Raw genomic sequence first — 25,426 nt, forward strand, 5'->3', positions numbered from 1 at the left:
GACCCAATTCCGCGGGTCGGCTGGAGCGCGCGCTAGTGTATAGTGTTGCCGTTCAAAGCACTAGCGCCGGCAAGGAGGCCGCCTATCGCTACCATCGCTCTCGCGTTCCTCGCGGGAATTCTTCTCGTTCAGGCCTGCGCCGGATTACCGTCGCCGCTATGGTCGCTGGCGCTGATCCCGTTGGCGGCAATGGTCTTCCATGATCGTCGCTTTCTACCCTTGTTGTTTGTTGTACTTGGGGTCGCCTGGGCCGGGTTTCGAGCCCAGATTGTATTGCAGGACGCGCTGGCGCCGGCGTTACAGGGGCGTACCCTCGAAATCTGCGGGACGGTTGCAGATATTCCCCGTCCGCTGGCGTACGGGAGTCGGTTTGATTTCCGTGCGGACAGCGCTCGAATCGGGCATACGCCGGTCGCGGTGCCTGAGCACATTCGCCTAACCGCCCCTCGGCGACTGCATATTGCCCCCGGTGAAGTCTGGCGCTTTCGTGCCCGACTCAAGCGGCCCCACGGCTATGAAAATCCGGGGGGCTTCGACTACGAAGCGTATCTGTTCCAGCACCGAATTCGGGCCGTGGGTTATGTGTTGGACGGCGGACGGATTCATGAGGCGGGGCGGGGGGAGGGGATTGGAAGACTGCGACAGTCCCTGGCCTTGCGCATGACCCGTCTCGCCCAACATCCCGACGACGGCGCGGTCCTGGCTGCCCTGGTCACAGGTGATCGCGGCCGAATTTCCCGCCGGCAGTGGGATCTGTTTCGCGCGACGGGTACCAGTCACCTCATGGCCATCTCCGGCTTGCATGTCGGAATGGTGGCGGGTCTGGTCTATTTCCTCGTCGCCTTGTTGTGGCGTCGGTTTGCCCTGGAGCCAAGCCTGTGGCCGGCGGCACGGGCGGCGGCGCTACCGGCGCTGTTCGCCGCATTCCTCTACGGGCTCCTGTCCGGTTTGTCCCTGCCCACACAGCGCGCCCTGGTGATGCTTGCGATTGCCCTCGGCGGCCAGGCAATGGCGGTGCGATTTCGCCCGAGCGTGGTTTTGGGTGCTGCCTTGCTCGCGGTATTGTTTTGGGACCCGATGTCGGTGCTGGCCCCCGGTTTCTGGCTGTCCTTTGTCGCGGTGGGCGCAATCTTCCTGATGTTGCAGGCGCAGGTGCAATCCCGCGGCTCGGTCCTTGCGCTCGTTCGGACACAGTGGGTTCTCGCGCTTGCCCTGGCCCCGCTCACCCTGCTGTGGTTTCAGCAGATCTCGCTCACGGCACCGGTGGCAAATCTGGTGGCAGTGCCCTTGTTTGCACTGGTCGTGGTGCCGGGCGCTCTGTTGGCCGCAGCTGTGGAAGTGTTCCTGTCCCATGCCCTGGCAACACACATGGTCTTTGTGTTGTCGATTTGTCTGGACGCATTGTGGAGCTTGCTGCAGTGGTTGGCGCGGATGCCGGTATGGACTCACGGTGGCCCCGGCCCCTGGGCACTGGCCGGCGCATTCGTCGGCGTATGTCTTCTCCTCTTTCCCCGTCCCCTGCCAGGCCGGTGGTTGGCAATCCCGTGGCTGCTCCCTGTTTTCCTTTGGGCTCCGCCCGGTCCGGGGTGGGGCGAGATGGACGCCTGCCTGCTGGACGTTGGCCAGGGTCTCGGCGCTGTGATACGAACCCGACACCACGTGCTGGTCTTTGATACCGGACCGCGCTATGCCTCGGGGTTTGATACTGGCAGGGCCGTCCTCGTCCCCTATCTTCGATCCCTGGGGGCGTCGCGCGTGGACCGCTTGGTGATTAGTCACGGCGACAATGACCATATTGGAGGCGCTCACTCCTTGCTCAGCCTGCTGCACGTAGATGACGTACTCAGCAGCGTGCCGCAGCGCCTGCCGCACGCACGATCCTGCAGCGCGGGCCAGAAATGGCAATGGGACGGGGTGCGATTTCGGATTCTGTCGCCACCATCGGTAAACCCGATGTCCCACAACAACCGGTCCTGCGTCCTGCAGGTGAAGGGACCCTATGGTTCATTGCTGTTGCCGGCCGATATTGAAAAGGACAGGGAAGAGGAGCTGGTGAGCAGACTCGGCGCAGGCCTGAAATCCGATGTGCTGGTTGCTGCCCACCACGGGAGCCGGACTTCGTCCACGTCGGATTTCCTCGATGCGGTGAGGCCGGAACTCGTTCTGTTCCCGGCCGGATACCTGAATCGGTATCACCATCCCCATCCGTCGGTGGTCACACACCTGCGAGCGCGGGGCATTCGGCTCATGGGAACCGCCGTCAGCGGTGCCATCTCCATTCAGTTCCGGGCCGACGGTCGGCATGTCACGCAATTTCGCCGGGATCGGGCCCGATACTGGTTCGATCGGCCCGCCTTTGCGCAACCCCGGAGGTCTGCTACATTAGCACCCGACCTGAAACCGCGCTGACAGGATTCCATGTTTGAGTTGATCAAGACCGGCGGCTGGGTGATGTGGCCCATCATCGCTTGCTCCATCGCCGCCGCTGCCATCATTGGCGAGCGTTTGTGGTCCCTGCAGAGAAAGTATGTAACCCCGGCAACCCTGATGCCCCAGGTTGAGCAGTGGGTAACCAATCACGAGCTCGACGACGCGCGAATCGAGCTGTTGCGCAAGACCTCACCGCTGGGCCGCGTTCTGGCCGCCGGGCTGGTCAATCGGTCCCACAACCGCGAAATCATCAAGGAAGCGATCGAGGACGCGGGTCGCCATGTGGTTCCGGAACTGGAGCGCTTTCTCAACGCGCTCGGCACCATCGCTTCTATTAGTCCTTTTCTGGGCCTGTTCGGGACAGTGATCGGCATGATTGAAATGTTTGCCGGGATCAGCACCCAGGGAATCGGTGATCCCGCCGTGGTGGCTGGAGGCATTGCCCAGGCCCTGATCACGACCGCGGCGGGACTGGCCGTGGCCATTCCCAGCGTCATGTTCTATCGCTACTTTCGTGCGCGCGTGAACGAGTTGCTGGTGGAAATGGAACAGGAGGCGATCAAGCTCACCGAGATTCTCCAGGGCCAGCGTGAGCACGACTGAAGATTTCGCGGATACCAGATCATGAAATTTCGTGTAAATCGAAGCGAAGAGCCAGAGTTGAATCTGGTTCCACTCATCGACGTATTGTTGATGACCCTGATCTTCCTTGTCGTGACCACAAGTTTCTCCAAGGAGACCCAGCTTCGAATCCGTTTGCCGGAGGCATCGGCAACAGCCAAGATCAATGACAATTCAGTGCGTGTGCTCATCGACGCGCAAGGTCACTTCTACATCGGCGACCAACAACTAGCCAGCTCCTCGGTAGAGGCATTGCGCGCCGCCATCGCCCGCGCCGCGGGCAACATCAAGGATCCCGTCATCGTCATCCACGCCGACGGCAGAACACCCCACGAAGCCGTTGTTCATGTCATGGATGCGGCAAGGCGACTGGGGTATACACGGATCACCTTCGCCACCCAGAAGCCGGCCTCCGACGCGTCCCCGTGAGCCAGCGAAAACCCCTAGCCAGCGGTTTTTCCCTGTACTGGCGGCTCCTGCGTTATACCCGGGACTACAAGCTTGTACTGCTGCTAAGCGTCCTTGCCCTGGCGCTCTCGTCCGGGGGCGACGTGGGCCTGAGCGCCCTGGTGCGGCCCCTTTTCGACGAAGGCTTTATCGGCAAGAAACCGGAGGCAATTTTGTGGGTGCCGGTCGCGCTCGTTGCCGTGGTCGCGCTCCGGGGTATTGCTACATTCCTTGGTACGTACGGAATGAACTGGGTAGGGCGAAAGATCGTTTATCGTATCCGCAATGAATTGTTCGATCGCATGGTCTATCTGCCTACGCGATTCTTTGTCACCCATCCAGGCTCGACGCTGATCAGCAAACTGATCTATGACGTCCAACAGATCCAGAACGCCGCCACAAGCGCCCTGTTCGTCCTGATACAGAACAGTCTGAAGGTGATCGGGCTGCTGGGATGGATGGTTTATCTCGACTGGAAGCTCACTCTATTGTTTGCCGTTCTTGCGCCGGTGTTGGCCTTTCTCGTACGAGCCATGGGTACGCGTATGCGCAAGATCAGTCACCGCATACAAAACTCCATGGGGGAAATCTCCCGCGTTGCCGGGGAGGCCGTGGACGGCGAACGCGTAGTAAAGGCATTCAACGCGCAGGAAGCGGAGAAGCACAAGTTCGAACGGGCCAACAACCACAATCGCCAGCAAGCCATGAAGATGGTTCTGATCAACGCGGGCGGCACCCCGCTGCTCGAGATAGTAGGCGCCGTGGTCATGGCCGTGGTGCTGCGACTGATTCTGGACGAGGTTGCATCGGCGCAATACACCACCGGCGCGGCAGCGTCTTATTTCACCGCCATGATGTTGATCATGCAGCCGGCGCGGACGCTTTCGAATGTGAACCAGACACTGCAGAAGGGGATCGCGGCTTCACACAGCGCCTTTTCCGTATTGGACGAGATTCGGGAGGAAGACAAGGGGGGCGACGATTCGACACCCATCACTGGCAGGATCGAATATCGCAACGTGGGTTTCCGCTATCCGGGAAGCGATATGGCGGCCATCGAGGACGTATCGTTCTCGACAGGCCCGGGCGAACTGGTGGCCCTGGTCGGCGCGTCGGGCAGCGGCAAGACCACGCTTGCAACCCTGCTGGCCCGTTATTACACGCTCGACACCGGATCCATTCTGATCGACGGAGTTGCCATCCAGGACTATCGCCTTTCCTATCTGAGGCGGCATTTGGCCCTGGTGAGCCAGGACATCTTCCTGTTCGATGACAGCATCCGCGGGAATATCGCCTATGGTGAGCCCGGCGAGATCGACCACGAGCGGCTGATGGATGCCGCCCGCAGCGCCCATGTTCTGGAGTTCGCGGAACGCCTGCCAGAGGGGCTGGATACCCGGGTGGGGGAGAAGGGCATGCTCCTGTCGGGCGGACAGCGCCAGCGGGTGGCTATCGCCCGGGCGATGTACAAGAACGCCCCGATTTTGATACTGGACGAGGCGACCTCTGCGCTTGATCCGGAAACAGAGCGAAAGGTGCAAGACGCGCTGAATGTACTGACCGCCCACCGCACAACGCTGGTGATTGCCCACCGCCTTTCCACGATTGAGCGGGCCGATCGAATCATCGTGATGGACCAGGGCAGGGTGGCAGAGACCGGGTCCCACGCCGAACTGCTCGAATCGGGCGGCATCTACGCCGGTTTCTACCGTACGCAACTGCAACCCACGGACTAGGCCGGCCTCATGTCACCGCTCGAGCGAAGCTGGTACCGCTTCAGTTGGCTGACCGTCTTGTTGCTGCCCCTGGCCGCTTTGTACTGTGTGGTCACTGGCTTGCGGCGCGCCCTCTATCGCCTGGGAATTCTGGCCACGGTCCGACTGGAGGTACCGGTTCTGGTTGTGGGCAATCTTACAGTCGGTGGCACGGGCAAGACGCCATTGGTCATCTTCCTGGCGTGCGCCTTGCGTGACAGGGGTTATCATCCCGGTATTGTCTCCCGGGGTTATGGCGGAAAGTCGGATTCCTGGCCCCGCGAAGTGCACCCGGACAGTGATCCGGCCCTGGTTGGTGATGAGCCGGTGCTGCTTGCAAGACACTGCGAGTGTCCGGTGTGGGTGGGTCCGGACCGCGTGGCCGCCGCCCGGCAATTGCTACGCGCCCACGACTGCGATGTTTTGCTGAGCGATGATGGGCTTCAACATCTGCGGCTCGGGCGGGACTTCGAAATTGTCGTGATTGACGGGGAGCGTCGTTTTGGCAATGGGCTCTGTCTGCCGGCGGGACCCATGCGCGACCCCATGGGCCGCCTGCGGGATATCGACCTCGTGGTGGTGAATGGGAAGGCAAAATACCCCGGTGAGCTGGAAATGAAGTTGCATGCGCAGGAGTTGATGCCGGTGCGCAACGGGAGCGCGATTTCCTTTGATGCATTTCGGGGAAAAAGCGTTCATGCCCTGGCGGGCATCGGCAATCCCGGACGGTTCTTCCGGCAACTGGAGGCCCTGGGAATGAAACCTGTGCCCCATGCCTTTCCGGACCACCACCGATTTTGTGCGGCGGACCTGGAATTTGCCAACGATCTGGACATCATCATGACGGAGAAGGATGCGGTAAAATGCCGCGAAATCGCCAGCGACAAATGTTGGTATCTTGCAGTCCGCGCGGAAGTTGATCCCGACGTGTTGCGCCAGATGGAAAATACATTGAATAGGAGGAATCGTGGATAGAAAACTTCTGGACATCCTTGTCTGTCCGGTGTGCAAGGGTCCCCTGCGCTTCGACAAGGCCCGCAGCGAACTCCTGTGCCGTATCGATCACCTTGCCTTCCCGGTGCGCAATGGAATTCCGGTGATGCTCGAAGACGAAGCCCGGCCCACCGAAGAGCCCGAACAACGATAGCCCGATTCATTTTCGATTTTGTAAGCCTATGCAGGTCATCATCCCCGCGCGTTTTCAATCGAGCCGGCTTCCCGGTAAGGCGCTCGTTGACATCTGCGGCAAGCCGCTGCTGCAGTGGGTCTATGAACTGGCGTGCCGGACTCGCGCGGCCCGGGTACTGATTGCCACGGACGACGAACGCATCCAAAGTGCAGCCATCGGCTTTGGCGCCGAGGTCTGCATGACTTCCGATTCACATCGTTCCGGAACAGATCGTATCGCCGAGGCGATCGAGGCGATGGACATCGATGACGACGAGATCATCGTCAACCTCCAGGGAGATGAGCCGTTAATGCCGCCCGCCCTGATTGACCAGGTGGTTGACTGCCTGACGAATCATGGCAAGGCGGCTATGGCGACGGCCGCCCATCCGATCGAACACGAGAGCGACTATCTTGATCCAAACGTGGTCAAGGTGGTTACGGATACGGAAGGCTATGCACTGTATTTCAGTCGCGCGGCGATCCCGTGGCATCGCGATGCCATGAGCGCGGGGGCGGCACCTTCCGCACCCGGGCACCGGCATATTGGCCTGTATGTATCGCGTGCGGGATTCATACGGCGCTACACGGCCTGGGATCCCTGTCCCCTGGAGCGGGCTGAGGCCCTCGAGCAGTTGCGTATCCTGTGGCATGGAGAGCGCATCGCCGTTTGTGATGCCATCGAACAACCGGGGCCGGGGGTCGATACCCCCGCCGACCTGGAACGGGTGCGTTCGCTGATTTGCGGTTCAGAAAAAAACTGAAGAGGAGTTAAAGGCAGCATGGTGAAGGTTCTGTTTGTGTGCCTCGGGAATATCTGCCGGTCGCCAACGGCGGAAGGGGTCTTTCGGCAGGCGGTGGAACGAGCCGGCCTCGGCACGGAGTTTGAGATCGATTCCGCGGGGACCCATGCCTATCACATCGGTGAGCCGCCGGACTCGCGCGCACAGGAGGCGGCCGCGCGACGGGGCATTGACCTGAGCGGACTGCGCGGTCGGCGTGCCAGTACCGAGGATATTCGTGAATTCGACTACGTGCTGGCCATGGATCAGGAGAACTTCGAAAACCTGCAGGCCATCTGCCCGCCCGAATATTCAGGTCGCGTGCAATTGTTCATGGAGTTCGCCGCGGGTCGTGCCGAGAAGGAGGTTCCGGATCCGTATTTTGGTGGCGGCGGGGGGTTCGACCGCGTCCTCGATATGATCGAAGACGCGTCCGAAGGTCTGCTGCGCCATATCCGTGAGCAGCGAGGACTCTAGACCTGTGCCGGGTTCGGCAGTCTAGTCGCGACTGTCCTCGCTGGTGACCGGGGCGGGGCTCTTCTGTGGAGCGGGGTTGTTTTCCCTGGTAGCGCGCTGGTTGCCATTGGGTTCATTCTTGCCCCGGGAGGACTGGTCGTTCTTCGCCCGATTGCCACTCTCGCCTGCGCTACCGCTTCCACCTCCACGACGGCCGCGTCGACCGCGACTGCGTCGACCGCCACCGCCACCGGACTTGGTCTGCTGGCCCTCGTTTCGGGATTCCTGTCCCTTGTCTGCGCCCTCGGGTTTTCCGCCGCCGGAAGAGCCGCTGCGCTGACGCGGTCGGCGCCGGCCACCACCACCGGGACGCTGCCGCTGTTGGCCGCCTCCGCGTCGGGATTGGGGCCGGGAGGGTGCGGGCTTGGACTTCTTCTTGGTCCCGGTTCCAAACAGAAAGCGGAACAGGCGAATCAGCAGTCCTTCCTTCGGACGCTGACGCGCGGGTACAGCACCGGAGTGCACCAGCTGTCCGATGGCTGGCCGCTCCGCCGCCGGCTTGCTCAGACCCGGTACCGCCTCGGGTGCCTCGGTCTCCTCTTCAGGTGCCACAATCTCGAAGCTTGGCTGCTCCTCCTCCTGATCCAGCTCTTCGCTGCGCAGCCGCCGGATGCGGAAATGTGGAGTCTCCATATCGGCCGTGGGCAAAATATAGATCGGAGTTGCGAGACGCGATTCCAGGCCGTTCAGCTCGTGTCGCTTCTCGTTCAGCAGATAGGTCGCAGTGGCCACCGGCAGGTGCACATGCAGCGCCGCTGTGTTTTCCTTCATGGCCTCTTCCTGGATGAGTCGCAGGATATGCAGGGCCGACGATTGCACGCCGCGGATGTGACCGGTCCCATTGCACCGCGGACATACCAGGCTACTGGCTTCGCCCAGGGACGGACGCAAACGCTGGCGCGACATCTCGAGCAGACCAAAGCGCGAGATGCGACCGACCTGAACCCGGGCGCGGTCGACCTTGAGGGCTTCCATGAGCTTTTGCTCAACGGCGCGCTGATTCTTGGTCGGCGTCATGTCGATGAAATCGATCACGATCAGGCCACCGATATCGCGCAGCCGCATCTGGAGCGCGATTTCCTCGGCCGCCTCCAGATTGGTGATCAAGGCGGTCTCTTCGATGTCCGCGCCCTTGGTGGCACGGGCGGAGTTGACGTCAATACTGACCAGGGCCTCGGTGGGATCGAAGACGATGGATCCCCCGGAAGACAGCTGGACTTCCCGTGAAAACGCCGATTCGATCTGCTGCTCGATCTGATAACGGGAAAACAGCGGGATCGGATCCTGGTAGAGTTTGAGCTTGCTCTGGTTGGCCGGTGATACCTGTTCGATGAACTTGCCCAGCCGCTCATGGATCTCCGCGTTGTCCACCACAATCTCGCCAATGTCCTGGCGCAAGTAGTCGCGTATGGCACGAACCACCAGATTCCCTTCCTGGTAGATCAGGAAGGGAGCAGGGCGCTCGGCCGATGCCTTGGAAATGGCGTCCCACAGGTGAATCAGGTAATCGAGGTCCCCCTGCAGTTCATCGGTGCTTTTGCCGAGGCCTGCGGTGCGGGCAATAATGGCGTAGTCATCGGGTGCCTCCAGCTGGGCCATGGCCTCGCGCAGTTCGGCCCGCTCCTCGCCTTCGATGCGGCGGGAAATGCCACCGCCCTTGGGGTTGTTTGGCATGAGCACCAGGTAACGCCCGGCCAGACTGATGAAGGTGGTCAGGGCGGCTCCCTTGGTCCCCCGTTCTTCCTTTTCCACCTGTACGATCAGTTCCTGCCCCTCGCGAATGACGTCCTTGATGCGCACCTGGGACATGGGAGTGGATTCGAAGTTTCCGCTGAAGTAGATGCGGGAGATTTCCTTCAGGGGGAGGAAGCCCTGGCGTTCGGCACCGTAGTCCACGAACGCCGCTTCCAGGCTCGGTTCCACGCGGGTTACGCGGCCCTTGTAGATGTTGCCCTTCTTCTGCTGGTAGGCGGTGGATTCGATATCGAGGTCAAGCAGACGCTGACCATCAACAATAGCCAGCCGCAACTCCTCGGCGTGAGTTGCGTTGAACAAAATTCTTTTCATTGAATCTTCCCAGGCGGCCCGAATGTCGGGTATTCCCGCCGGATATGCGTCAGTGGGCCGCCCTCGAGCGTGCCGCCGCGCGCGATCCCGCGCGGACTTCGCGCGCGGGCACCCCTATCCGGGTTCGCCATTATTCTGTTGCGCCGCTCAAACAGGGGGCGACGCGAATCCCTGGTTCGCGGGGATGAGCCCTGCGTGGGTCCTGCCGTGTGTTGGCAGCGACGGGTCGCCGGGGTCCCGCGCATGTTCGGCAACGGGCCAAACATGTAAAAAAACTATATATTCCGTATAGTTCGCAGCCATTTTTCAGGCACAATCTCTAATACGGACAGCCGTCAATATATCAACCCCGGCCGAAATCCACAATCTGTTATCCTGCGCGCCGATGCACTCTCCAAAGGCAAAAAAAGGGCCTCGGGCACGGTTCGTAACCGTGGACGAGGCCAGCGAAGGACAGCGGCTGGACAATTTCCTGCTGCGGGAGCTCAAGGGCGTCCCGCGGGGCCGCATCTATCGCATGGTCCGCATGGGGGAGGTGCGCATCAACAAGGGCCGGAGCAAGCCGGATTCCCGGCTCCGGCTCGGGGATATTGTGCGTATCCCGCCCGTGAGAACGGCCACCCCGGCCGCTCGACCGGAGCGCTCCGCGCGCGACCTTTCCTGGTTGGAGGATCACATCCTGTTCGAGGACGAGGATCTGATGGCGGTGAACAAACCATCGGGCATGGCGGTGCACGGGGGTAGCGGGATTCAGCTGGGCTTGATTGAGGCCATGCGGCTGCTGCGGCCCGCGGAGAGAGAACTGGAGCTGGTACACCGGCTGGACCGGGACACCTCGGGCTGTCTGTTGCTGGCAAAACGGCGGTCCACCCTACGCCAGCTGCATGCCGATTTGCGGGAAGGGCGGGTGCACAAGCGCTATGTCGCCCTCGTGCGGGGGATCTGGGAAGGAAAGGGGCGACGCGTTTCCCTGCCCCTGGAGAAGAACCGGCTACAGGGCGGGGAGCGCATGGTATCCGTCGGAGACGAAGGTAAGGAATCCGTGAGCCGATTCATTCCACGTCAGAATTTCTCCGCTGGCGCGGCCCTGGTCGCGATCGATCTCGTTACCGGACGCACACACCAGGCCCGGGTCCATGCCGCCCATCTGGGTCACCCCATTGCCGGCGATGCGAAATACGGGGACAAGGAATTCAATCGGCAGATGCGTGCCTACGGACTGCAGCGACTGTTCCTGCATGCCGAGCGGCTGGAATTTACCCATCCACGCAAGACTTGCAAAATGGTCATCGAGGCCCCATTGCCGCCGGAACTGGCGGAAACCATTGACCGGATCAAACATGCCACGTCGCTATGACCTGATCATCTTCGACTGGGACGGAACCCTGATGGACTCGCTCGCGCGCATCGTAAACTGCTTTCGCGGCGCGGCCGCGGATGTGGGTGTCGATTTCCCGGGGGACGATGCGGTGCGCAATATCGTTGGCCTTGGCTTGCAGGAAGCTATGGAACAGCTGTTTCCGGACGCCGATCCGGAGATACATCAGCGCTTGCAGGAAGCGTATCGGGAGCATTTTCTTGAACGGGATCGGACCGAAATGGTGCTGTTCCCGGGTGTGGCTGAAGGCCTGCCGCAGCTCCATGGCGAGGGCCATCGTCTTGCCATTGCGACGGGCAAGGCACGCCGTGGACTGGATCGCCTGCTCGTGGATTCGCCCTTGCGCAATCTCTTTGCGTCCACCCGCTGCGCCGACGAGACACGGTCCAAGCCCCATCCCCTGATGCTGGAGGAAATCCTGCAGGAAACCGGCGTGCCGGTGGAACGCGCCATCATGGTGGGCGACTCGATATTCGATTTGGAAATGGCGAAGAATGCCGGTATGGATTCCCTGGCGGTGAGCTATGGCGCCCACCCGTGCGACCGCTTGCAGAGTCTCGATCCCCTGGCCTGTGCCGAAAGCTTTGAGGATATCCTTGAGTGGATGCGGTAGGGAGCTTCCTCTGTAATGCCGACCGCTTGGTCGATGGCGGTCCGGGTATTCGCTTCCGCGTGCGCAGCGAGAATCGCGTCATTCCCGCTTTTGTGATTCGCTTTCAGGGTAAGGTATACGCCTATCTGAACCAGTGCGCCCACCAGTCGGTTGAACTGGACTGGCAACCGGGGCAGTTCTTCGACCCGGATCGGAATTTTTTGATCTGCGCGACCCACGGCGCACTGTACGATCCGGACACCGGTGCCTGCCGTACCGGCCGATGTGCCGGGCGAGGGTTGACTCCCCTGCCGGTGGAGGAGCACCAGGGATCGATTCTCCTCGCCGGTGGTCCCATTGGAGTACACTTGGTCGATACCGAACTTCCGGAAGACGGATCCCGTGCCTGAAGAGACGAATCATCCCCAATCCTCCCCATCCTCCGAAAATGGGGCACTGAACGATATAGCACTGGCCGTCGTCCAGGAGTTGCGGCGGAGCCGGCGCTGGAACATTTTCTTTCGCTTCGCCTGGGCGGGACTGTTTCTGCTCTTTATTCTCATCGTTTCGTTACCCGATGTGGAAAGCAAGGGGTCGCCAGGGGGGAACTACACCGCCGTGGTCGAGCTCGACGGGGAGATTGGTCCAGGAACCACCGCCAGTGCCGACAATGTCATTGGCGGTCTGCGCGATGCCTTCCGGAGCAACGCGAGGGCGGTCATCCTTCGGGCGAATAGCGGGGGCGGTACGACGGTACAATCTTCGGAGATCAGTGACGAGATTGCGCGTCTGCGCAGGAAGTATCCGAAGAAGCCGATCTACGGTGTAATCGAGGATGTGTGCGCGTCCGGTTGCTACTACGCGCTCTCCGGCACCGATCGGATCTATGCAAACCGGTCCAGCATTGTCGGGTCCCTGGGTGTGCTGCTGGATGGGGGCTTCGGTTTTGTGGACGCCATGAAGAAACTGGGCATTGAGCGACGCCTGTTTCATTCCGGTCAGCACAAGGTCGCGTTTGACCCCTTTCTCCCATTGACGCCATCCGATCGCCGAAGCATGCAGCGGATGCTGGACGAGGTGCATCAGCAGTTCATCGATGCCGTGAAACGGGGCAGGGGCAAGAAGCTCAAGAAGGATCCTGAACTCTTTACCGGAAGATTCTGGAATGGGAGTACCGCGCGAAAGCTGGGTCTGGTCGACGAGTTCGGGACCGCCGACTCGGTTGCGCGAGACGTCGTCGGCGCGGACAAGCTGGTCGATTTTACCTATCGACCCGGGTGGCTGGACCGTTTCGCCAGTCAGATCGGCGCCTCCATGGCTCACGTGTTGACGTCGGAGCTGCGCGGGCAAAACGGCGGTACGCGTTAGCGCTGCTCAGAGTATCGCAACGCCTTCCTTTTCCAGCATGTAGACCAGTCGAATGAGAGGCAGACCGATCAGGCTGTTGGGGTCGTCTCCCTCAAAGCGTTGCAGTAGCGCGATACCCAGTCCTTCCGACTTGACGCTCCCCGCGCAATCGTAGGGCTGTTCCTTTCGCAGATAGCGTTCAATCTGTTCGTCGTTGAGTTCGCGAAACACAACCCTGTAGGGAACCACTTCCGATTGCACGCGACCACTGTCGGCGTTGATCAGGGCCAGCCCGGTGTAAAGCGTAACGGCGCTTCCGGAGGCCTGTCGCAACTGGCGCACGGCATGGTCATGGTCGCGCGGCTTGCCGACAACCTCGCCGTCGTGCACGGCCACCTGGTCCGAGCCGATGACCAGCGTGCCGGGGGATACACTGGCGACCGTGGATGCCTTGAGTATCGCCAGACGTTCCACCAGTTGTTGCGGTGTTTCCCCTTCATGCGCCGATTCGTCTACGTCCGGCGATACGGAATCGAAGGGAAGGCCCAGTCGGGACAACAGTTCGCGGCGATAGGGCGAACTGGATGCAAGAACCGGATCGCCGGCGCGGACTTCCGTGCCTTCCTGGGCCAGGATATCGACGATGGTGCCGGGCATGGAACTGGTGACGTCGCCTTCCTTGCTCGCCTTGGGACGTTTGGACCCTTTCACGACCCGGCGCGTATCGACCATGCCGCCTTCCGTGGGTACGGTTTCCTGCAGAGCCTCCAGCAGGATTTCCTCGGGCACTCCGTCGACGGTGAGATAGAACGGCCGCTGTTCGTCATTCTTGTGTCCGACGCCGGTTACCTTAATATGGTAGGTCTCGCCGTGCATGGTGACGTTGAAATCGGTGGGGGCGAGTGGCGAACCAGCTTCCACTGCCTGCTCTACGGCCTCCGGCAGCAATTCCTCGGGCTGCAGGGTTCCAGCGTTCCGTTCCTCGAGGAAGTTGCGGCCGACCTCGGGGAACATGGCAAAGGTCAGCACGTCCTCTTCCGATCTGGCGATCTCGCCGATTTCCTGGCGGATCTTGTCCATCTCCGGCTCCAGGCGATCCGCCGGCCGGCAAACAATCACCTCCTCGTCGCCGATGGCCTGGTTGCGGACCTCGTCGTTGATGGCCCCCGGGGCGCGGCCGTAGCGTCCCTGGAGATAGAGCTTCACTTCGTTGGTAATGCTCTTGTAGCGTTGGCCGGTGATGACATTGAGCACTGCCTGGGTACCCACAATCTGTGACGTGGGTGTTACCAGCGGCGGGTAACCCAGGTCTTCGCGCACCCGCGGGATCTCGGCAAGGACCGCGTTCATCTTTTCCAGTGCACCCTGTTCCTTGAGCTGGTTGGACAGGTTGGAAATCATGCCGCCCGGCACCTGGTTGATCTGTACGCGGGTATCAATGTTGGTGAACTCGCTTTCAAACTGGTGGTATTTCTTACGGACTTCGTGGAAGTAGAAACCGATCTCCTGGAGTTTGGCCAGGTCCAGTCCGGTATCAAATGGCGTTTCCCGGAAAGCGACGACCATGCTTTCTGTCGGCGAGTGGCTGGTGCCCCAGGAGAACGCACTTATGGCAGTGTCCACATGCCGGGCGCCGGCCTTGACCGCTTCCCACATGCTGATATTGGCGACCCCCACGGTGGTATGGGAGTGGAAATGCAGAGGCACCTTCACGGCAGTGGACAATGCACCGAACAGCGAGGCGGAGCGCCCCGGCGTCAACAGACCGGCCATGTCCTTGATGCAGATGCTGTGGCAACCCATGGACTCCAGCTCGCGCGCCTGTTCGACAAAGTGTTCGATGGTATGGACCGGGCTGGTGGTGTAGCAGATGGCTCCCTGGGCATGCTTGCCCGCCTGGATCACCGCGCGAACCGAAGTCTCGAGATTGCGAAGATCGTTCATCGCATCAAACACGCGGAACACATCGACTCCGTTTTTCGCCGCCGTGAGCACGAAGGCCTCAACTACATCGTCGGAGTAGTGACGGTAGCCCAGCAGGTTCTGACCCCGCAACAGCATCTGGATAGGTGTGTTCGGCAACGCGGCCTTGAGTGAGCGCAGACGTTCCCACGGGTCTTCCTTCAGGAAACGCAGGCAGGCATCGAAGGTTGCACCGCCCCAGGCCTCCAGGGACCAGAAACCGATCGCATCCATCTTGTCGCAGATGGGGAGCATGTCCTCGGTCCGCATGCGGGTCGCGATCAGCGACTGATGGCCATCGCGCAGGGTCAGATCGGTTATCAGTACCTTGTTCTTGTCGTTCATATGCGGAATCCAGAATCGGCTAGAGCCCGTAGTGGGCAGCAATGGCTGCCGCAATCGCCGCGGCCAGATCCGCCCGAGGGCGGCGGATGGAGTAGTTTATCAGTTCGGGGTGCTGCTCAACGAAACCGGTATGAAAACGTCCGGCCTGAAACTCCGGTGTCTTGAGGATCTCAAGGTGGAAAGGTTTGGTTGTCTTGACGCCATGCAGACCCACGTCCTTCAGCACACGTTGGGCGCGACTCAAAAGCTGGTCCCAAGTCAGCGCCCACACTGTCAGCTTCGCGCACATGGAGTCATAGTAGGGCGGAAATTCGTATCCGGTATAGATCGCCGTGTCCGTGCGCACACCGGGACCGCCCGCCGAGTAGTATCGGGTGATCCGACCGTAGTTGGGCAGGAAATCGTTGCGCGGATCTTCGGCATTGATCCGGAACTGGGCCGCGAAGCCACGCATCTTGATGTGGTTCTGGCGGAAGGAGAGGGGGTTGCCGCTGGCGATAGAGATCTGTTCCTGCACGATGTCGATGCCGGTGACCTGTTCCGTAATCGTGTGCTCAACCTGCAGGCGGGTGTTCATTTCCATGAAATAGAATTTCCCGTCTTCATTCAGAAGAAATTCCACGGTACCGGCGTTCTTGTATTTCACGGCACGCGCTGCCTTGACTGCGAGGCGACACACCGTTTTGCGTTGTTCGTCGTTCAGCTGGGGCGAAGGGGCGACTTCCACCAGCTTCTGGTGACGCCGCTGTATTGAACAGTCGCGCTCAAACAGGTGGATTACCTTTCCCTGGCCATCGGCCAGGATCTGAACCTCGATGTGACGTGGATCGACGATGCATTTCTCGAGGAATACCTCGGCGGAACCAAAGGCCTTGGTGGCCTCCGACACGACACGCTGGAAGTTTCGCTTCAGTTCGTCCTCGCCGTCGCATCGTCGAATGCCGCGCCCGCCGCCGCCGGAAGTTGCCTTGAGCATGACGGGGTAGCCGACCTCGGTGGCGATTCGCAGGGCCTGGCCCAGGTCCTGGATGTTGTCCTCGGTCCCCGGCACCACTGGTACACCGGCCTTGATCATGGCCTTGCGTGCCTCGGTCTTGTCGCCCATTCGGCGAATGACATCCGCATCCGGTCCGATAAAGATGATTCCGCGCCGTGCACAGATCTCGGCCAACAGGGGATTTTCCGACAGAAAGCCGTAGCCGGGGTGCAGCGCATCACAGCCCGCGGCCACGGCGATGTTCACGATGCGATGGGCGTTGAGATAGCCGCCGACGGGATCGGGTCCCAGGTTATAGGCCTCATCCGCCTTTTTCACGTGCAGGGCATGGCGGTCGGCATCGGAATAGATCGCGACCGAGGTGATTCCCATCTCGGCGCAAGCGCGCACAATTCTGACCGCGATTTCGCCGCGGTTGGCCACCAGTATCTTTCTGATCAACGACCGCTCCCGGGAGCTTGGACGGGGTGCCGGCCCGCTATCGTGCCGGCAGTGTTTTTTACGAAATGGGCCCCGGGGTGTCAACACGGCATATTCGCCCTGGACAGGAAAAATCCTTGTTTTGACACAAGTTACAGGCGGTTATATGATGCGCGCCCTATGTCCGGGGCCTTACCCGTAAGCGTGGATCCGGTCCGTCTCGCGGACCAAGACGCGCAACTGCGCGGGACCTTGCCGATTGCGCGCATGAAGCGCCTGGTCAGCATGTGTGTCTCGGATGCCGGCGAGGCGCAGCTGGAGCTGCACTTTCGTCGGGAAACGGAGAGCGGGCTGCGAAGGATCACAGGCCGGATCGAAGCGGTCGTGCGAATCCGCTGTGAGCGTTGCATGGATCCGTTCGCGCTACCCCTGACGGCAGAGGTGGATTTGCTGCTGGCCCCACCGGGATCCGGTGAGCTCGCAGGCGAAAGCGATGTTCTTGAGGCCGCTGGCCCGATATCCCTTTCGGAAATGGTGGAAAATGAATTAATCCTGGCCATGCCAATGGTGCCCATGCATCCGGCCGACCAGTGTCCTTCGGCGCTGGCGGCAGGCAAGACCGGGAAAGAGGATGCGTCAACGGAGACGCATCAGGACAATCCGTTCGGGGTCCTTGCCGCATTGCGGGAGAAGGGCGCGGACAAACAGAACTCGTGACAGAACTGAGGAACGAACATGGCGGTACAACAGAATCGAAAGACCCCTTCCAAGCGCGGCATGCGTCGCTCGCACGATTCCCTGTCGGGCCCGACCCTGTCGATCGATTCGGCCAGTGGGGAGACCCATCGTCGGCACCACATCACCGCGGACGGCTACTATCGTGGTCGCAAGGTGATCGAAACCAAGTCCGACTAGGCCGGTCCGGGGTCGCCGGGTATACCGGTTCCGATGACGACCATAGCGCTCGACGCCATGGGTGGTGACCACGGGGTATCGGTCACGGTCCCAGCGGCCCTTTCCCTGCTCGCCCGGGAATCAGCCTTGAGGCTGATTCTGGTAGGGCAGGAAGATGTCATCGGCGAAGAGCTTCGTCGCCATGGTTCGGCCCCCGGCGAGCGGCTGCGTATTCACCATGCGTCGGAAATCGTGGGCATGGATGAACCGCCAGCCCAGGCCCTGAAGAAGAAAAAAGACTCCTCCATGCGCGTTGCTATCAACCTCGTCAAGGAGGGTGAGGCGGCCGCCTGTGTCAGTGCCGGAAATACCGGTGCACTCATGGCCACTGCCCGCTTCGTGCTCAAAACCCTTCCCGGTATCGATCGACCCGCCATCTGCAAACTGCTACCCACCATGCATGGGCAGGTTTATGTGCTCGACCTGGGGGCGAACATCGATTGCTCGGCAGAGCAGTTGCTTCAGTTCGGCATCATGGGATCGGTCGTTGCCAGTGCCGCGGGGAGTGAAGGTCAACCCGGTGTCGGTCTGCTGAATATCGGCGAAGAGGAGATCAAGGGCAGCGAGGTCGTCAAGCAGGCGAATGAATTGCTGCGTGAGTCCCGGCTGAACTACCTGGGCTACGTGGAAGGGGATGAGATCTACACCGGAACTGCCGATGTCGTCGTTTGCGACGGTTTTGTCGGCAACGTGGCCCTGAAGACCACCGAAGGCCTGGCCAAGATGATCACATCGTTCATGAAAGAGGAGTTCGGGCGCAACCTGTTCACCCGCCTTGCGGCATTGATCTCCATGCCGGTGCTCCGTGCCTTCGGTCGCCGGGTCGATCCCCGCCGCTATAACGGCGCAAGCCTGGTCGGGCTCAACGGCGTCGTCATCAAGAGCCACGGCGGCGCCGATGCCATGGCGTTTGAAAGCGCGATCATCGAGGCGATGAAACAGGCGGATAGCCACGTGCCAGAGCATATCGCCGAACAGGTGGAAGACCTGCTGGCCGGGGTACCCGCGTGAAGTATTCGCGCATCATCGGCACCGGAAGCTATCTGCCGGAACGGGTAATGACCAATCAGGAACTCGAATCCATGGTCGATACCTCGGATGAATGGATCGTTACCCGTACCGGGATCCGCGAACGCCGGCTGGCGGCCGAGGGAGAGACCACCCGGGATCTGGCGTATGAGGCCTCGGTTCGCGCGATGGACGCCGCTGGCGTCACCAAGGACGAAATCGACCTCATCATCGTGGCGACGACTACCCCCGACCGGATCTTTCCAAGTACCGCTTGCCTGCTCCAGGACAGGCTCGATATCCACGGATGCGCGGCATTCGATGTGCAGGCGGTGTGTACCGGTTTTGTGTACGCCCTCAGCGTGGCGGACAAGTTCATTCGCACAAATGCCGCGCGCTGTGCCCTGGTGGTAGGCGCAGAAACGCTGTCCCGCATCATCGACTGGACCGACCGCTCCACCTGCGTACTGTTCGGCGATGGCGCCGGGGCGGTGGTGCTCAAGGCCTCCGACAGCCCCGGAATCCTGAATTCCCATCTACATGCCGATGGTCGCTACAAGGAACTGCTGACCGTACCCGTCGGTGTTTCCGATGGATTCGAAAAGATCAAGGCGGGCGAGGCCTACGTGCAGATGCAGGGGAACGAGGTGTTCAAGATGGCGGTGAACACCCTGGGCCGTATCGTGGACGAGACCCTGGAAGCCGCCGATCTCAAACAATCCGATATCGACTGGCTGGTTCCCCACCAGGCGAATATCCGAATCATCGGCGCAACGGCCAGGAAGCTGGACCTGTCCATGGATCACGTGGTCGTGACCGTGGATCGTCATGGCAATACTTCCGCCGCATCCATTCCGCTGGCATTCGATGAAGCAGTACGCGATGGCCGCATCAAGAGCGGCGACACCATACTGATGGAAGCCTTCGGTGGCGGATTCACCTGGGGATCGGTGCTTCTCCGCTACTAGGTCGTGTCGCTTCATTGTCGATAGAAAAAACGCAAGAAGGTTGCAAATGAAATTCGGTTTTGTATTTCCCGGGCAGGGTTCCCAGGCGGTCGGCATGTTGGCCGAACTCGCAGGTGCCTTTCCCCAGGTGCAGGAGACATTTGACCAGGCCTCGCAAATTCTGGGTGTCGATCTCTGGAAATTGTGTCAGGAAGGTCCCGAAGCAGAGCTGAATCTGACCCAGAATACCCAGCCGGCCATGTTGGCCGCCGGCGTTGCCGTATGGCGCTGCTGGAAGGCGCGGGGCGGCCCGGATCCGATGATGATGGCCGGTCACAGCCTGGGTGAATACACCGCCCTGGTTTGTGCCGGGGCCGTGGAATTTGCCGACGCGGTGGGTCTGGTCGCCGATCGCGGCCGGTTCATGCAGGAGGCAGTGCCGGAGGGAGAGGGCGCCATGGCCGCGATCATCGGATTGGACGACGAAGCCGTGCGCGCATTGTGTGAGCAAAATGCGGGCGAGGAAGTCCTTTCACCGGTGAATTTCAACGCCCCTGGCCAGGTCGTGATCGCGGGCGCACGGGCGGCGGTGGAGCGCGCCGTCGGCGCGAGCAAGACCGCCGGCGCGAAACGAGGTTTGTTGTTGCCGGTCAGCGTGCCTTCCCATTGTCGGTTGATGCATCGGGCGGCGGAGAATATGGCCGCACGCCTGGCCGACGTGGCCATCAAAAAACCGGCGATTCCGGTAATACAGAACGTAAACGCCCGCGAGGAGAAAGACCTGGATGCGGTCCGCGAGGCGCTGGTCCGGCAGGTCGAATCGCCGGTCCGCTGGGTAGAGTCGGTACAGAACATGGCCTCGCGCGGCTCACAGATGCTGATAGAATGCGGCCCGGGCAAGGTCCTGACCGGCCTGAACAAGCGAATCGACAAGAACATCCAGTCCGTTTCCGTCAACGACGAGGCCAGCCTGGGCGAAGCCCTGGCGGCGGTCGCGGCGGGGGACTAGGCGTGGGAGGCAAGAAATGAGTCTGGAAGGAGAAATCGCCCTCGTCACCGGGGCGAGCCGTGGCATTGGCCAGGCGATTGCACTGGAGCTGGGAAGGGAAGGGGCCACCGTCATCGGTACCGCGACTTCTAGTAAAGGTGCAGAAAGTATCAGCAACTACTTGAAAGATAAGAATATTACTGGAACCGGGATTGTACTTGATGTCACTGACCCGGAATCCATCGATGCCGCCCTCAAGCAAACGGCAGAGGCCTTCGGAGATCCGACCATCCTGGTCAACAACGCCGGTATTACGCGCGACAACCTGCTAATGCGCATGAAGCCGGAGGAGTGGGACGAAATCATGGAGACCAATCTGAGCTCCCTGTTTCGCATGACCCGCGCCTGTCTACGGGCCATGACCAAGGCGCGCAAGGGGCGCATTATCAGTATCGGTTCGGTCGTGGGATCGGCGGGAAACGCGGGGCAGACGAATTATGCGGCGGCCAAGGCCGGTGTAATCGGATTCAGCAAGGCGCTGGCGCGGGAAGTGGGGTCGCGCAACATCACCGTAAACGTGGTTGCCCCTGGCTTTATCGATACCGACATGACGCGGGCCCTGCCGGAGGCGCAACATCAGGCCTTGCTGCAGCAGATTCCCCTGGGGCGTCTGGGGAGCGCGGAAGAAATTGCCTCGGCAGTGGCGTTTCTCGCCTCGCCGAAGGCGGCCTATATCACGGGGACCGTGCTCCACGTCAACGGCGGAATGTACATGGCCTAGGGCCGCTTTTTGCCGTCTCTGGCCAAGGGCAGGAAACTGGACTGGATTTCTCTTGTATGTAAATATGCGGCCACATCGCAGAGGCCGACACCTGCAATCTTTCGGAGGATTGGAAAACTATGAGCAGTGTAGAAGAACGCGTCATCAAAATCGTCGCGGAGCAATTGGGAGTGGCGGAAAGTGAAATCTCGTCCAGCTCCTCGTTTGTCGACGACCTCGGCGCGGATTCGCTCGATACGGTCGAACTGGTGATGGCACTCGAGGAAGAATTCGACACCGAGATCCCGGACGAAGAGGCCGAAAAGATCACCACCGTCCAGCAGGCGATCGATTACATCAACGCGAACAACGGCTGATTGAGATCGAGTACCGGGGCCGCCGACGTTGCACGTCGCCGGCCCCTTGTTTTGTCCCCGCATGATTCCAGTCAGCCAAGGCGTGCCCAAAGTCCCGGCACGGAGGTATAACCCTTGACCAGCAAGCGTCGCGTCGTCGTTACCGGCCTCGGGATCGTTTCTCCCGTTGGCGCAAATCTCACCGAGAACTGGGAAAACATCACCGCCGGTCGCACTGGTATCACCCGTGTTTCCCGTTTCGATATTACCGGCTATCCCTCCACCATGGCCGGAGAAGTGAAGGGCTTCGATCCTGCCGAGTACATTGCGCCAAAAGAGGCGCGCAAGATGGATCGCTTCATCCAGCTCGGAATGGCAGCGGGCATACAGGCGATGCGGGACTCCGGGCTGGAGATCACCGACACAAACGCGGAACGCATTGGCGCCAATATCGGTTCCGGCATCGGGGGCCTGGAGTCGATCGAAAACACGTCCATTACCCTGCATGAAAAGGGTCCGCGGCGGGTGTCTCCGTTCTACGTGCCCGGCTCCATCATCAATATGATCTCGGGCAATCTGTCCATTCTGTACGGAATGAAAGGCCCCAACCTGGCCATGGTGACCGCATGCACAACGGCGACCCATGCGATTGGCGATGCCTCGCGGATCATCCAGTTTGGGGATGCGGACGTTATGGTGGCCGGCGGGGCCGAGGCGCCTGTAACGCCCACGGGACTGGCAGGATTTGGCAACGCCAAGGCCCTGAGCACGCGCAACGATGATCCGGAAGGCGCGAGCCGACCCTGGGACCGTGATCGCGATGGTTTTGTGATCGGGGAGGGTGCCGGTGTCGTGGTGCTGGAGGAGCTGGAGTTTGCGAAGAAACGCGGCGCCCGCATCTACGCTGAGGTCATCGGCTTTGGAATGAGCGGAGACGCCTACCACATGACCCAGCCGGCAGAAGGCGGCGAGGGTGCAGCACGGTGCATGGATGTTGCCCTGAAGAACGCCGGCATCGATCCCGCCGACGTCGACTATATCAATGCCCACGGGACATCGACGCCGCTGGGCGATCTGGCGGAGACCAAGGCCGTGAAGAGAAGCTTCGGCGATCACGCGGGCAAACTGGCCGTCAGTTCTACCAAGTCCATGACCGGGCATCTGCTGGGCGCGGCTGGCGGCATCGAGGCGATCTATACCGCGATGGCGATCCACAATCAGCTCGCTCCTCCTACGATCAATCTGGAGCATCCGGATCCCGAATGTGACCTGGATTTTGTCCCGAATACCGCGCGGGAGATGAAGATCGACGTTGCCCTGTCCAATTCCTTCGGATTCGGCGGTACCAACGGCACCCTGGTGTTGCGCCGCTTTCAGTAGTGTTCGCGGGCGCAGCCATGCACGGCCATACACAGGTGCAGCGCAACGCGTCCGAGACCATGTCCCACCGCCTCGACCCGGTTCCGGATCTTTTCGAACTCCATGCCCGGTTCCCCGAGCGCTATCCGGCCCTGCTGGAAAGTGCGGCTGCCGGTCCCAACGGCCGCTTTGATATCCTGTTCGCCTTTCCGGGCAATCGGCTGGAACTCACCGCCGACAATACGCTCCTGCGCAACGGCGAGGCGGAAGAAGGCGATTTTCTGGATGCCCTGGAAAAGGAACTGGAGCGCGAGAGTGTTGACCCGGTAAACCGTCCTGAAACGCGCGAACTGCCGTTCCGCGGCGGCTGGTTTGTCTATCTGGCCTATGAACTGGTGCGGGAGATTGAACCTGGTCTCGCCGACATGTTGCCGCCGTCCGATTCGATCCTGGCATTGGCCATTCGTTTCCCCGCCGCGGTGATCCATGACCGCAGCGACGGGCAGACCTGGTTCCTCGGTGATCATACGACGCCGGCGAATAGTCTTGATCAGCTACAGTCAGATCTGGCCGCCGTGTCGGCGGAGGCCTCCCCGTCAGTTGCCTGCACGGCAATACCGCAGGAAGATGAGGCTGCACAATTCCTGAAAGGCGTTGCAGGAATCAAGCAGTTCATTCGCGAGGGTGACGTGTTCCAGGTGAACCTGTCGCGCTTGTGGCAACTGAAAATGACCGGGCCCGCAGATGCCCCTTCCATCTATCGAAACCTGCGCCAATCCAACCCGGCACCCTTCGCGGCCCTGGCCCGGTTGAACGATCGCATCACCATCATGAGTTCTTCTCCCGAGCGGCTGGTGCAGGTGAAAGACGGGCAGGTCTCCACCCGACCCATCGCGGGTACCTACCCCCGGGCAGCGGACCCGGAGGAGGACCGAAACCGGGCCCGGGACCTGCTTCGCCATCCGAAGGAGCGGGCCGAGCACATCATGTTGATCGATCTGGAACGCAACGATCTCGGCCGCATCTGCCAGCCGGGGAGTGTTCGGGTTCCGGAGCTGATGAGCCTGGAGACCTACGCCCACGTGCACCATATCGTGTCGGAAGTAACTGGTACCCTGCGCCCGGACATCAGTCCGGTGCAGGTCATCCGCGCGGTATTTCCAGGCGGAACCATTACCGGCTGCCCCAAGGTCCGTTGTATGGAAATCATCAGCGAACTGGAGCAGACGTCGCGCGGCGCCTATACGGGGTCCCTTGGCTACATCAATCGCGACGGCTCCATGGATCTGAACATCCTGATACGCACACTGGTGCTGCACGGCGACACCCTGAGCCTGAGAACCGGTGCGGGGATCGTGGCCGATTCGGATCCTGTGCGTGAATTGGCGGAAACCCGCGCCAAGGCGCGGGGTGTGTTGCGGGCCCTGGGTGTATCGTGACACAGGCGCGCCACCTGGTTAACGGATGCGAGGACCACCTCGTGGATGTCGCCAATCGGGGCCTCCAGTACGGTGATGGTTGCTTTGAAACCATTGCCATTCGGGACGGTCGTCCGCTCCTGTGGCAGCCACATATCGAGCGTCTGCGGCGGGGGCTTGCGCGGCTGGGTATCGACGTCGATCAGAGTGGATCGCGCGATCGTGAAGCTGACGGTGACCCGCGGAACCGGGGAACGGGGATACCGCGCCCGCCCCGGGGTCCGGACGACACGAATCACGAGCCTGTATGCCTGGCCGGATTTGCCGGCGCGAATTTTCCAGGAGGGAATGAGATTGTGCCTGTGCCGTACCCGGGTTTCGCGCAACCGGCGTCTTGCAGGAATCAAGCACCTGAACTGCCTGCCCCAGGTACTGGCACGGAACGAGTGGGATGACGAATACGATGAGGGCGTGATGCTGGATGAGAGTGACCATGTTGTGGAGGGAACCATGACAAATATCTTTCTGCAGCTGGAAGGCCGCCTCGTGACGCCCCGCCTGGACCAGGCCGGGGTCGAGGGAGTGATGCGACAGCAGGTCCTCCGCGAGGCGCGGGATCTGGGATACGATTGCGTGGAGGAAGATGTGACCCTGGCCATTCTGGAACGGGCCTCTGGAATGATCCTGACGAACAGTGTGCTCGGCGTGATGGGCGTCGCCGAGTTTGATGATCGGACGTTGTCCAAGGTGGAATGTCTGGCAAGCTTGCGGGAAAGACTTCGTGATGTTGTCGCGACCTAGGAAACAATGT

At 61.0% G+C, this 25,426-nt stretch carries 25 protein-coding genes; 22 read left to right on the forward strand and 3 right to left on the reverse strand.

What is annotated here, in order from left to right; translation table 11 throughout:
* Positions 1–42: 42 nt before the first annotated feature.
* The 8 genes from P8X48_08995 to P8X48_09030 are packed head-to-tail and all read left to right on the forward strand — an operon-like array spanning position 43 to position 7,678.
* Entirely contained in the window at positions 43–2,409 is a 2,367-nt protein-coding gene (locus P8X48_08995; GenBank protein MEJ2107449.1) for a DNA internalization-related competence protein ComEC/Rec2, read from the forward strand.
* Between the two features lie 9 nt (positions 2,410–2,418).
* Positions 2,419–3,033: a MotA/TolQ/ExbB proton channel family protein gene (locus P8X48_09000; protein ID MEJ2107450.1), complete on the forward strand. Its 615-nt coding sequence runs from the start codon at positions 2,419–2,421 to the stop codon at positions 3,031–3,033.
* Between the two features lie 21 nt (positions 3,034–3,054).
* Positions 3,055–3,480, forward strand: coding sequence for a biopolymer transporter ExbD (locus tag P8X48_09005; GenBank protein MEJ2107451.1), 426 nt, complete (start codon positions 3,055–3,057; stop codon positions 3,478–3,480).
* Positions 3,477–5,234, forward strand: a complete 1,758-nt coding sequence (gene msbA / locus P8X48_09010; protein ID MEJ2107452.1) for a lipid A export permease/ATP-binding protein MsbA — start codon at positions 3,477–3,479, stop codon at positions 5,232–5,234. The genes P8X48_09005 and msbA overlap by 4 nt, the downstream gene beginning before the upstream one ends.
* Positions 5,235–5,243: 9 nt before the next feature.
* Entirely contained in the window at positions 5,244–6,227 is a 984-nt protein-coding gene (gene lpxK, locus P8X48_09015; GenBank protein MEJ2107453.1) for a tetraacyldisaccharide 4'-kinase, read from the forward strand.
* Positions 6,220–6,399: a Trm112 family protein gene (locus tag P8X48_09020; protein MEJ2107454.1), complete on the forward strand. Its 180-nt coding sequence runs from the start codon at positions 6,220–6,222 to the stop codon at positions 6,397–6,399. Before lpxK ends, P8X48_09020 begins: the two co-directional genes overlap by 8 nt.
* A gap of 28 nt (positions 6,400–6,427) precedes the next feature.
* Positions 6,428–7,183 (forward strand): 3-deoxy-manno-octulosonate cytidylyltransferase, encoded by a 756-nt coding sequence (kdsB, locus tag P8X48_09025; GenBank protein MEJ2107455.1) that lies wholly within the window; start codon positions 6,428–6,430, stop codon positions 7,181–7,183.
* A gap of 18 nt (positions 7,184–7,201) precedes the next feature.
* Complete coding sequence (locus P8X48_09030; GenBank protein MEJ2107456.1) at positions 7,202–7,678, forward strand: low molecular weight phosphotyrosine protein phosphatase; 477 nt, start codon at positions 7,202–7,204, stop codon at positions 7,676–7,678.
* 21 nt (positions 7,679–7,699) lie between these two features.
* Here P8X48_09030 and P8X48_09035 read toward each other — a convergent pair whose 3' ends face one another.
* The gene (locus tag P8X48_09035; GenBank protein ID MEJ2107457.1) at positions 7,700–9,784 is read right to left on the reverse strand and encodes an Rne/Rng family ribonuclease; all 2,085 of its coding nucleotides are present in this window, start codon (positions 9,782–9,784) and stop codon (positions 7,700–7,702) included.
* A gap of 433 nt (positions 9,785–10,217) precedes the next feature.
* Here P8X48_09035 and P8X48_09040 point away from each other — a divergent pair, with 433 nt between their 5' ends.
* From P8X48_09040 to P8X48_09055, 4 genes are read left to right on the forward strand one after another with little or no spacing between them, the layout of a single operon-like run.
* Entirely contained in the window at positions 10,218–11,141 is a 924-nt protein-coding gene (locus P8X48_09040) for an RluA family pseudouridine synthase (protein MEJ2107458.1), read from the forward strand.
* Positions 11,125–11,775: an HAD-IA family hydrolase gene (locus tag P8X48_09045; GenBank protein ID MEJ2107459.1), complete on the forward strand. Its 651-nt coding sequence runs from the start codon at positions 11,125–11,127 to the stop codon at positions 11,773–11,775. The genes P8X48_09040 and P8X48_09045 overlap by 17 nt, the downstream gene beginning before the upstream one ends.
* A complete protein-coding gene (locus tag P8X48_09050) occupies positions 11,763–12,164 on the forward strand; it encodes a Rieske 2Fe-2S domain-containing protein (protein ID MEJ2107460.1) in 402 nt (133 codons plus the stop codon). Before P8X48_09045 ends, P8X48_09050 begins: the two co-directional genes overlap by 13 nt.
* Positions 12,157–13,122, forward strand: a complete 966-nt coding sequence (locus tag P8X48_09055; protein ID MEJ2107461.1) for a S49 family peptidase — start codon at positions 12,157–12,159, stop codon at positions 13,120–13,122. The genes P8X48_09050 and P8X48_09055 overlap by 8 nt, the downstream gene beginning before the upstream one ends.
* 6 nt (positions 13,123–13,128) lie before the next feature.
* On the opposite strand, the gene oadA is transcribed toward P8X48_09055, so the two are convergent.
* Positions 13,129–15,408: a sodium-extruding oxaloacetate decarboxylase subunit alpha gene (gene oadA, locus P8X48_09060; GenBank protein ID MEJ2107462.1), complete on the reverse strand. Its 2,280-nt coding sequence runs from the start codon at positions 15,406–15,408 to the stop codon at positions 13,129–13,131.
* Positions 15,409–15,427: 19 nt separating this feature from the next.
* Positions 15,428–16,846 (reverse strand): acetyl-CoA carboxylase biotin carboxylase subunit, encoded by a 1,419-nt coding sequence (locus tag P8X48_09065; GenBank protein ID MEJ2107463.1) that lies wholly within the window; start codon positions 16,844–16,846, stop codon positions 15,428–15,430.
* A gap of 159 nt (positions 16,847–17,005) precedes the next feature.
* Between P8X48_09065 and P8X48_09070 the strand changes: the two genes are divergently transcribed.
* From P8X48_09070 to pabC, 10 genes are all read left to right on the forward strand, one after another.
* Positions 17,006–17,542, forward strand: coding sequence for a YceD family protein (locus P8X48_09070; protein MEJ2107464.1), 537 nt, complete (start codon positions 17,006–17,008; stop codon positions 17,540–17,542).
* A gap of 18 nt (positions 17,543–17,560) precedes the next feature.
* Positions 17,561–17,740: a 50S ribosomal protein L32 gene (gene rpmF, locus P8X48_09075; GenBank protein MEJ2107465.1), complete on the forward strand. Its 180-nt coding sequence runs from the start codon at positions 17,561–17,563 to the stop codon at positions 17,738–17,740.
* 33 nt (positions 17,741–17,773) lie between these two features.
* Positions 17,774–18,790, forward strand: coding sequence for a phosphate acyltransferase PlsX (gene plsX, locus P8X48_09080; protein MEJ2107466.1), 1,017 nt, complete (start codon positions 17,774–17,776; stop codon positions 18,788–18,790).
* Positions 18,787–19,755, forward strand: coding sequence for a ketoacyl-ACP synthase III (locus P8X48_09085; GenBank protein ID MEJ2107467.1), 969 nt, complete (start codon positions 18,787–18,789; stop codon positions 19,753–19,755). Before plsX ends, P8X48_09085 begins: the two co-directional genes overlap by 4 nt.
* A gap of 46 nt (positions 19,756–19,801) precedes the next feature.
* The gene (gene fabD / locus P8X48_09090) at positions 19,802–20,743 is read left to right on the forward strand and encodes an ACP S-malonyltransferase (protein ID MEJ2107468.1); all 942 of its coding nucleotides are present in this window, start codon (positions 19,802–19,804) and stop codon (positions 20,741–20,743) included.
* Positions 20,744–20,759: 16 nt separating this feature from the next.
* Positions 20,760–21,503 (forward strand): 3-oxoacyl-ACP reductase FabG, encoded by a 744-nt coding sequence (fabG, locus tag P8X48_09095; GenBank protein ID MEJ2107469.1) that lies wholly within the window; start codon positions 20,760–20,762, stop codon positions 21,501–21,503.
* Positions 21,504–21,622: 119 nt separating this feature from the next.
* Positions 21,623–21,859 (forward strand): acyl carrier protein, encoded by a 237-nt coding sequence (gene acpP / locus P8X48_09100; GenBank protein ID MEJ2107470.1) that lies wholly within the window; start codon positions 21,623–21,625, stop codon positions 21,857–21,859.
* Between the two features lie 114 nt (positions 21,860–21,973).
* Positions 21,974–23,218: a beta-ketoacyl-ACP synthase II gene (gene fabF, locus P8X48_09105; protein ID MEJ2107471.1), complete on the forward strand. Its 1,245-nt coding sequence runs from the start codon at positions 21,974–21,976 to the stop codon at positions 23,216–23,218.
* Between the two features lie 17 nt (positions 23,219–23,235).
* Positions 23,236–24,636, forward strand: a complete 1,401-nt coding sequence (locus P8X48_09110; GenBank protein ID MEJ2107472.1) for an aminodeoxychorismate synthase component I — start codon at positions 23,236–23,238, stop codon at positions 24,634–24,636.
* Positions 24,637–24,711: 75 nt separating this feature from the next.
* On the forward strand, positions 24,712–25,416 hold the full coding sequence (gene pabC / locus P8X48_09115; protein ID MEJ2107473.1) for an aminodeoxychorismate lyase: 705 nt from the start codon (positions 24,712–24,714) through the stop codon (positions 25,414–25,416).
* The last annotated feature ends 10 nt before the right edge of the window (positions 25,417–25,426 follow it).

The sequence above is a fragment of the Acidiferrobacteraceae bacterium genome (assembly GCA_037388825.1).
GTDB lineage: Bacteria > Pseudomonadota > Gammaproteobacteria > Acidiferrobacterales > JAJDNE01 > JARRJV01.

Bases quoted from the DNA above. Each gene is read 5' to 3' on its own strand.
- P8X48_09000 (MEJ2107450.1), top strand. From the start codon at position 2,419: ATGTTTGAGTTGATCAAGACCGGCGGCTGGGTGATGTGGCCCATCATC.
- P8X48_09005 (MEJ2107451.1), top strand. From the start codon at position 3,055: ATGAAATTTCGTGTAAATCGAAGCGAAGAGCCAGAGTTGAATCTGGTT.
- lpxK (MEJ2107453.1), top strand. From the start codon at position 5,244: ATGTCACCGCTCGAGCGAAGCTGGTACCGCTTCAGTTGGCTGACCGTC.
- kdsB (MEJ2107455.1), top strand. From the start codon at position 6,428: ATGCAGGTCATCATCCCCGCGCGTTTTCAATCGAGCCGGCTTCCCGGT.
- P8X48_09030 (MEJ2107456.1), top strand. From the start codon at position 7,202: ATGGTGAAGGTTCTGTTTGTGTGCCTCGGGAATATCTGCCGGTCGCCA.
- P8X48_09035 (MEJ2107457.1), bottom strand. From the start codon at position 9,784: ATGAAAAGAATTTTGTTCAACGCAACTCACGCCGAGGAGTTGCGGCTG.
- P8X48_09045 (MEJ2107459.1), top strand. From the start codon at position 11,125: ATGCCACGTCGCTATGACCTGATCATCTTCGACTGGGACGGAACCCTG.
- oadA (MEJ2107462.1), bottom strand. From the start codon at position 15,408: ATGAACGACAAGAACAAGGTACTGATAACCGATCTGACCCTGCGCGAT.
- P8X48_09070 (MEJ2107464.1), top strand. From the start codon at position 17,006: ATGTCCGGGGCCTTACCCGTAAGCGTGGATCCGGTCCGTCTCGCGGAC.
- rpmF (MEJ2107465.1), top strand. From the start codon at position 17,561: ATGGCGGTACAACAGAATCGAAAGACCCCTTCCAAGCGCGGCATGCGT.
- plsX (MEJ2107466.1), top strand. From the start codon at position 17,774: ATGACGACCATAGCGCTCGACGCCATGGGTGGTGACCACGGGGTATCG.
- fabD (MEJ2107468.1), top strand. From the start codon at position 19,802: ATGAAATTCGGTTTTGTATTTCCCGGGCAGGGTTCCCAGGCGGTCGGC.
- fabG (MEJ2107469.1), top strand. From the start codon at position 20,760: ATGAGTCTGGAAGGAGAAATCGCCCTCGTCACCGGGGCGAGCCGTGGC.
- acpP (MEJ2107470.1), top strand. From the start codon at position 21,623: ATGAGCAGTGTAGAAGAACGCGTCATCAAAATCGTCGCGGAGCAATTG.
- P8X48_09110 (MEJ2107472.1), top strand. From the start codon at position 23,236: ATGCACGGCCATACACAGGTGCAGCGCAACGCGTCCGAGACCATGTCC.
- pabC (MEJ2107473.1), top strand. From the start codon at position 24,712: ATGGTTGCTTTGAAACCATTGCCATTCGGGACGGTCGTCCGCTCCTGT.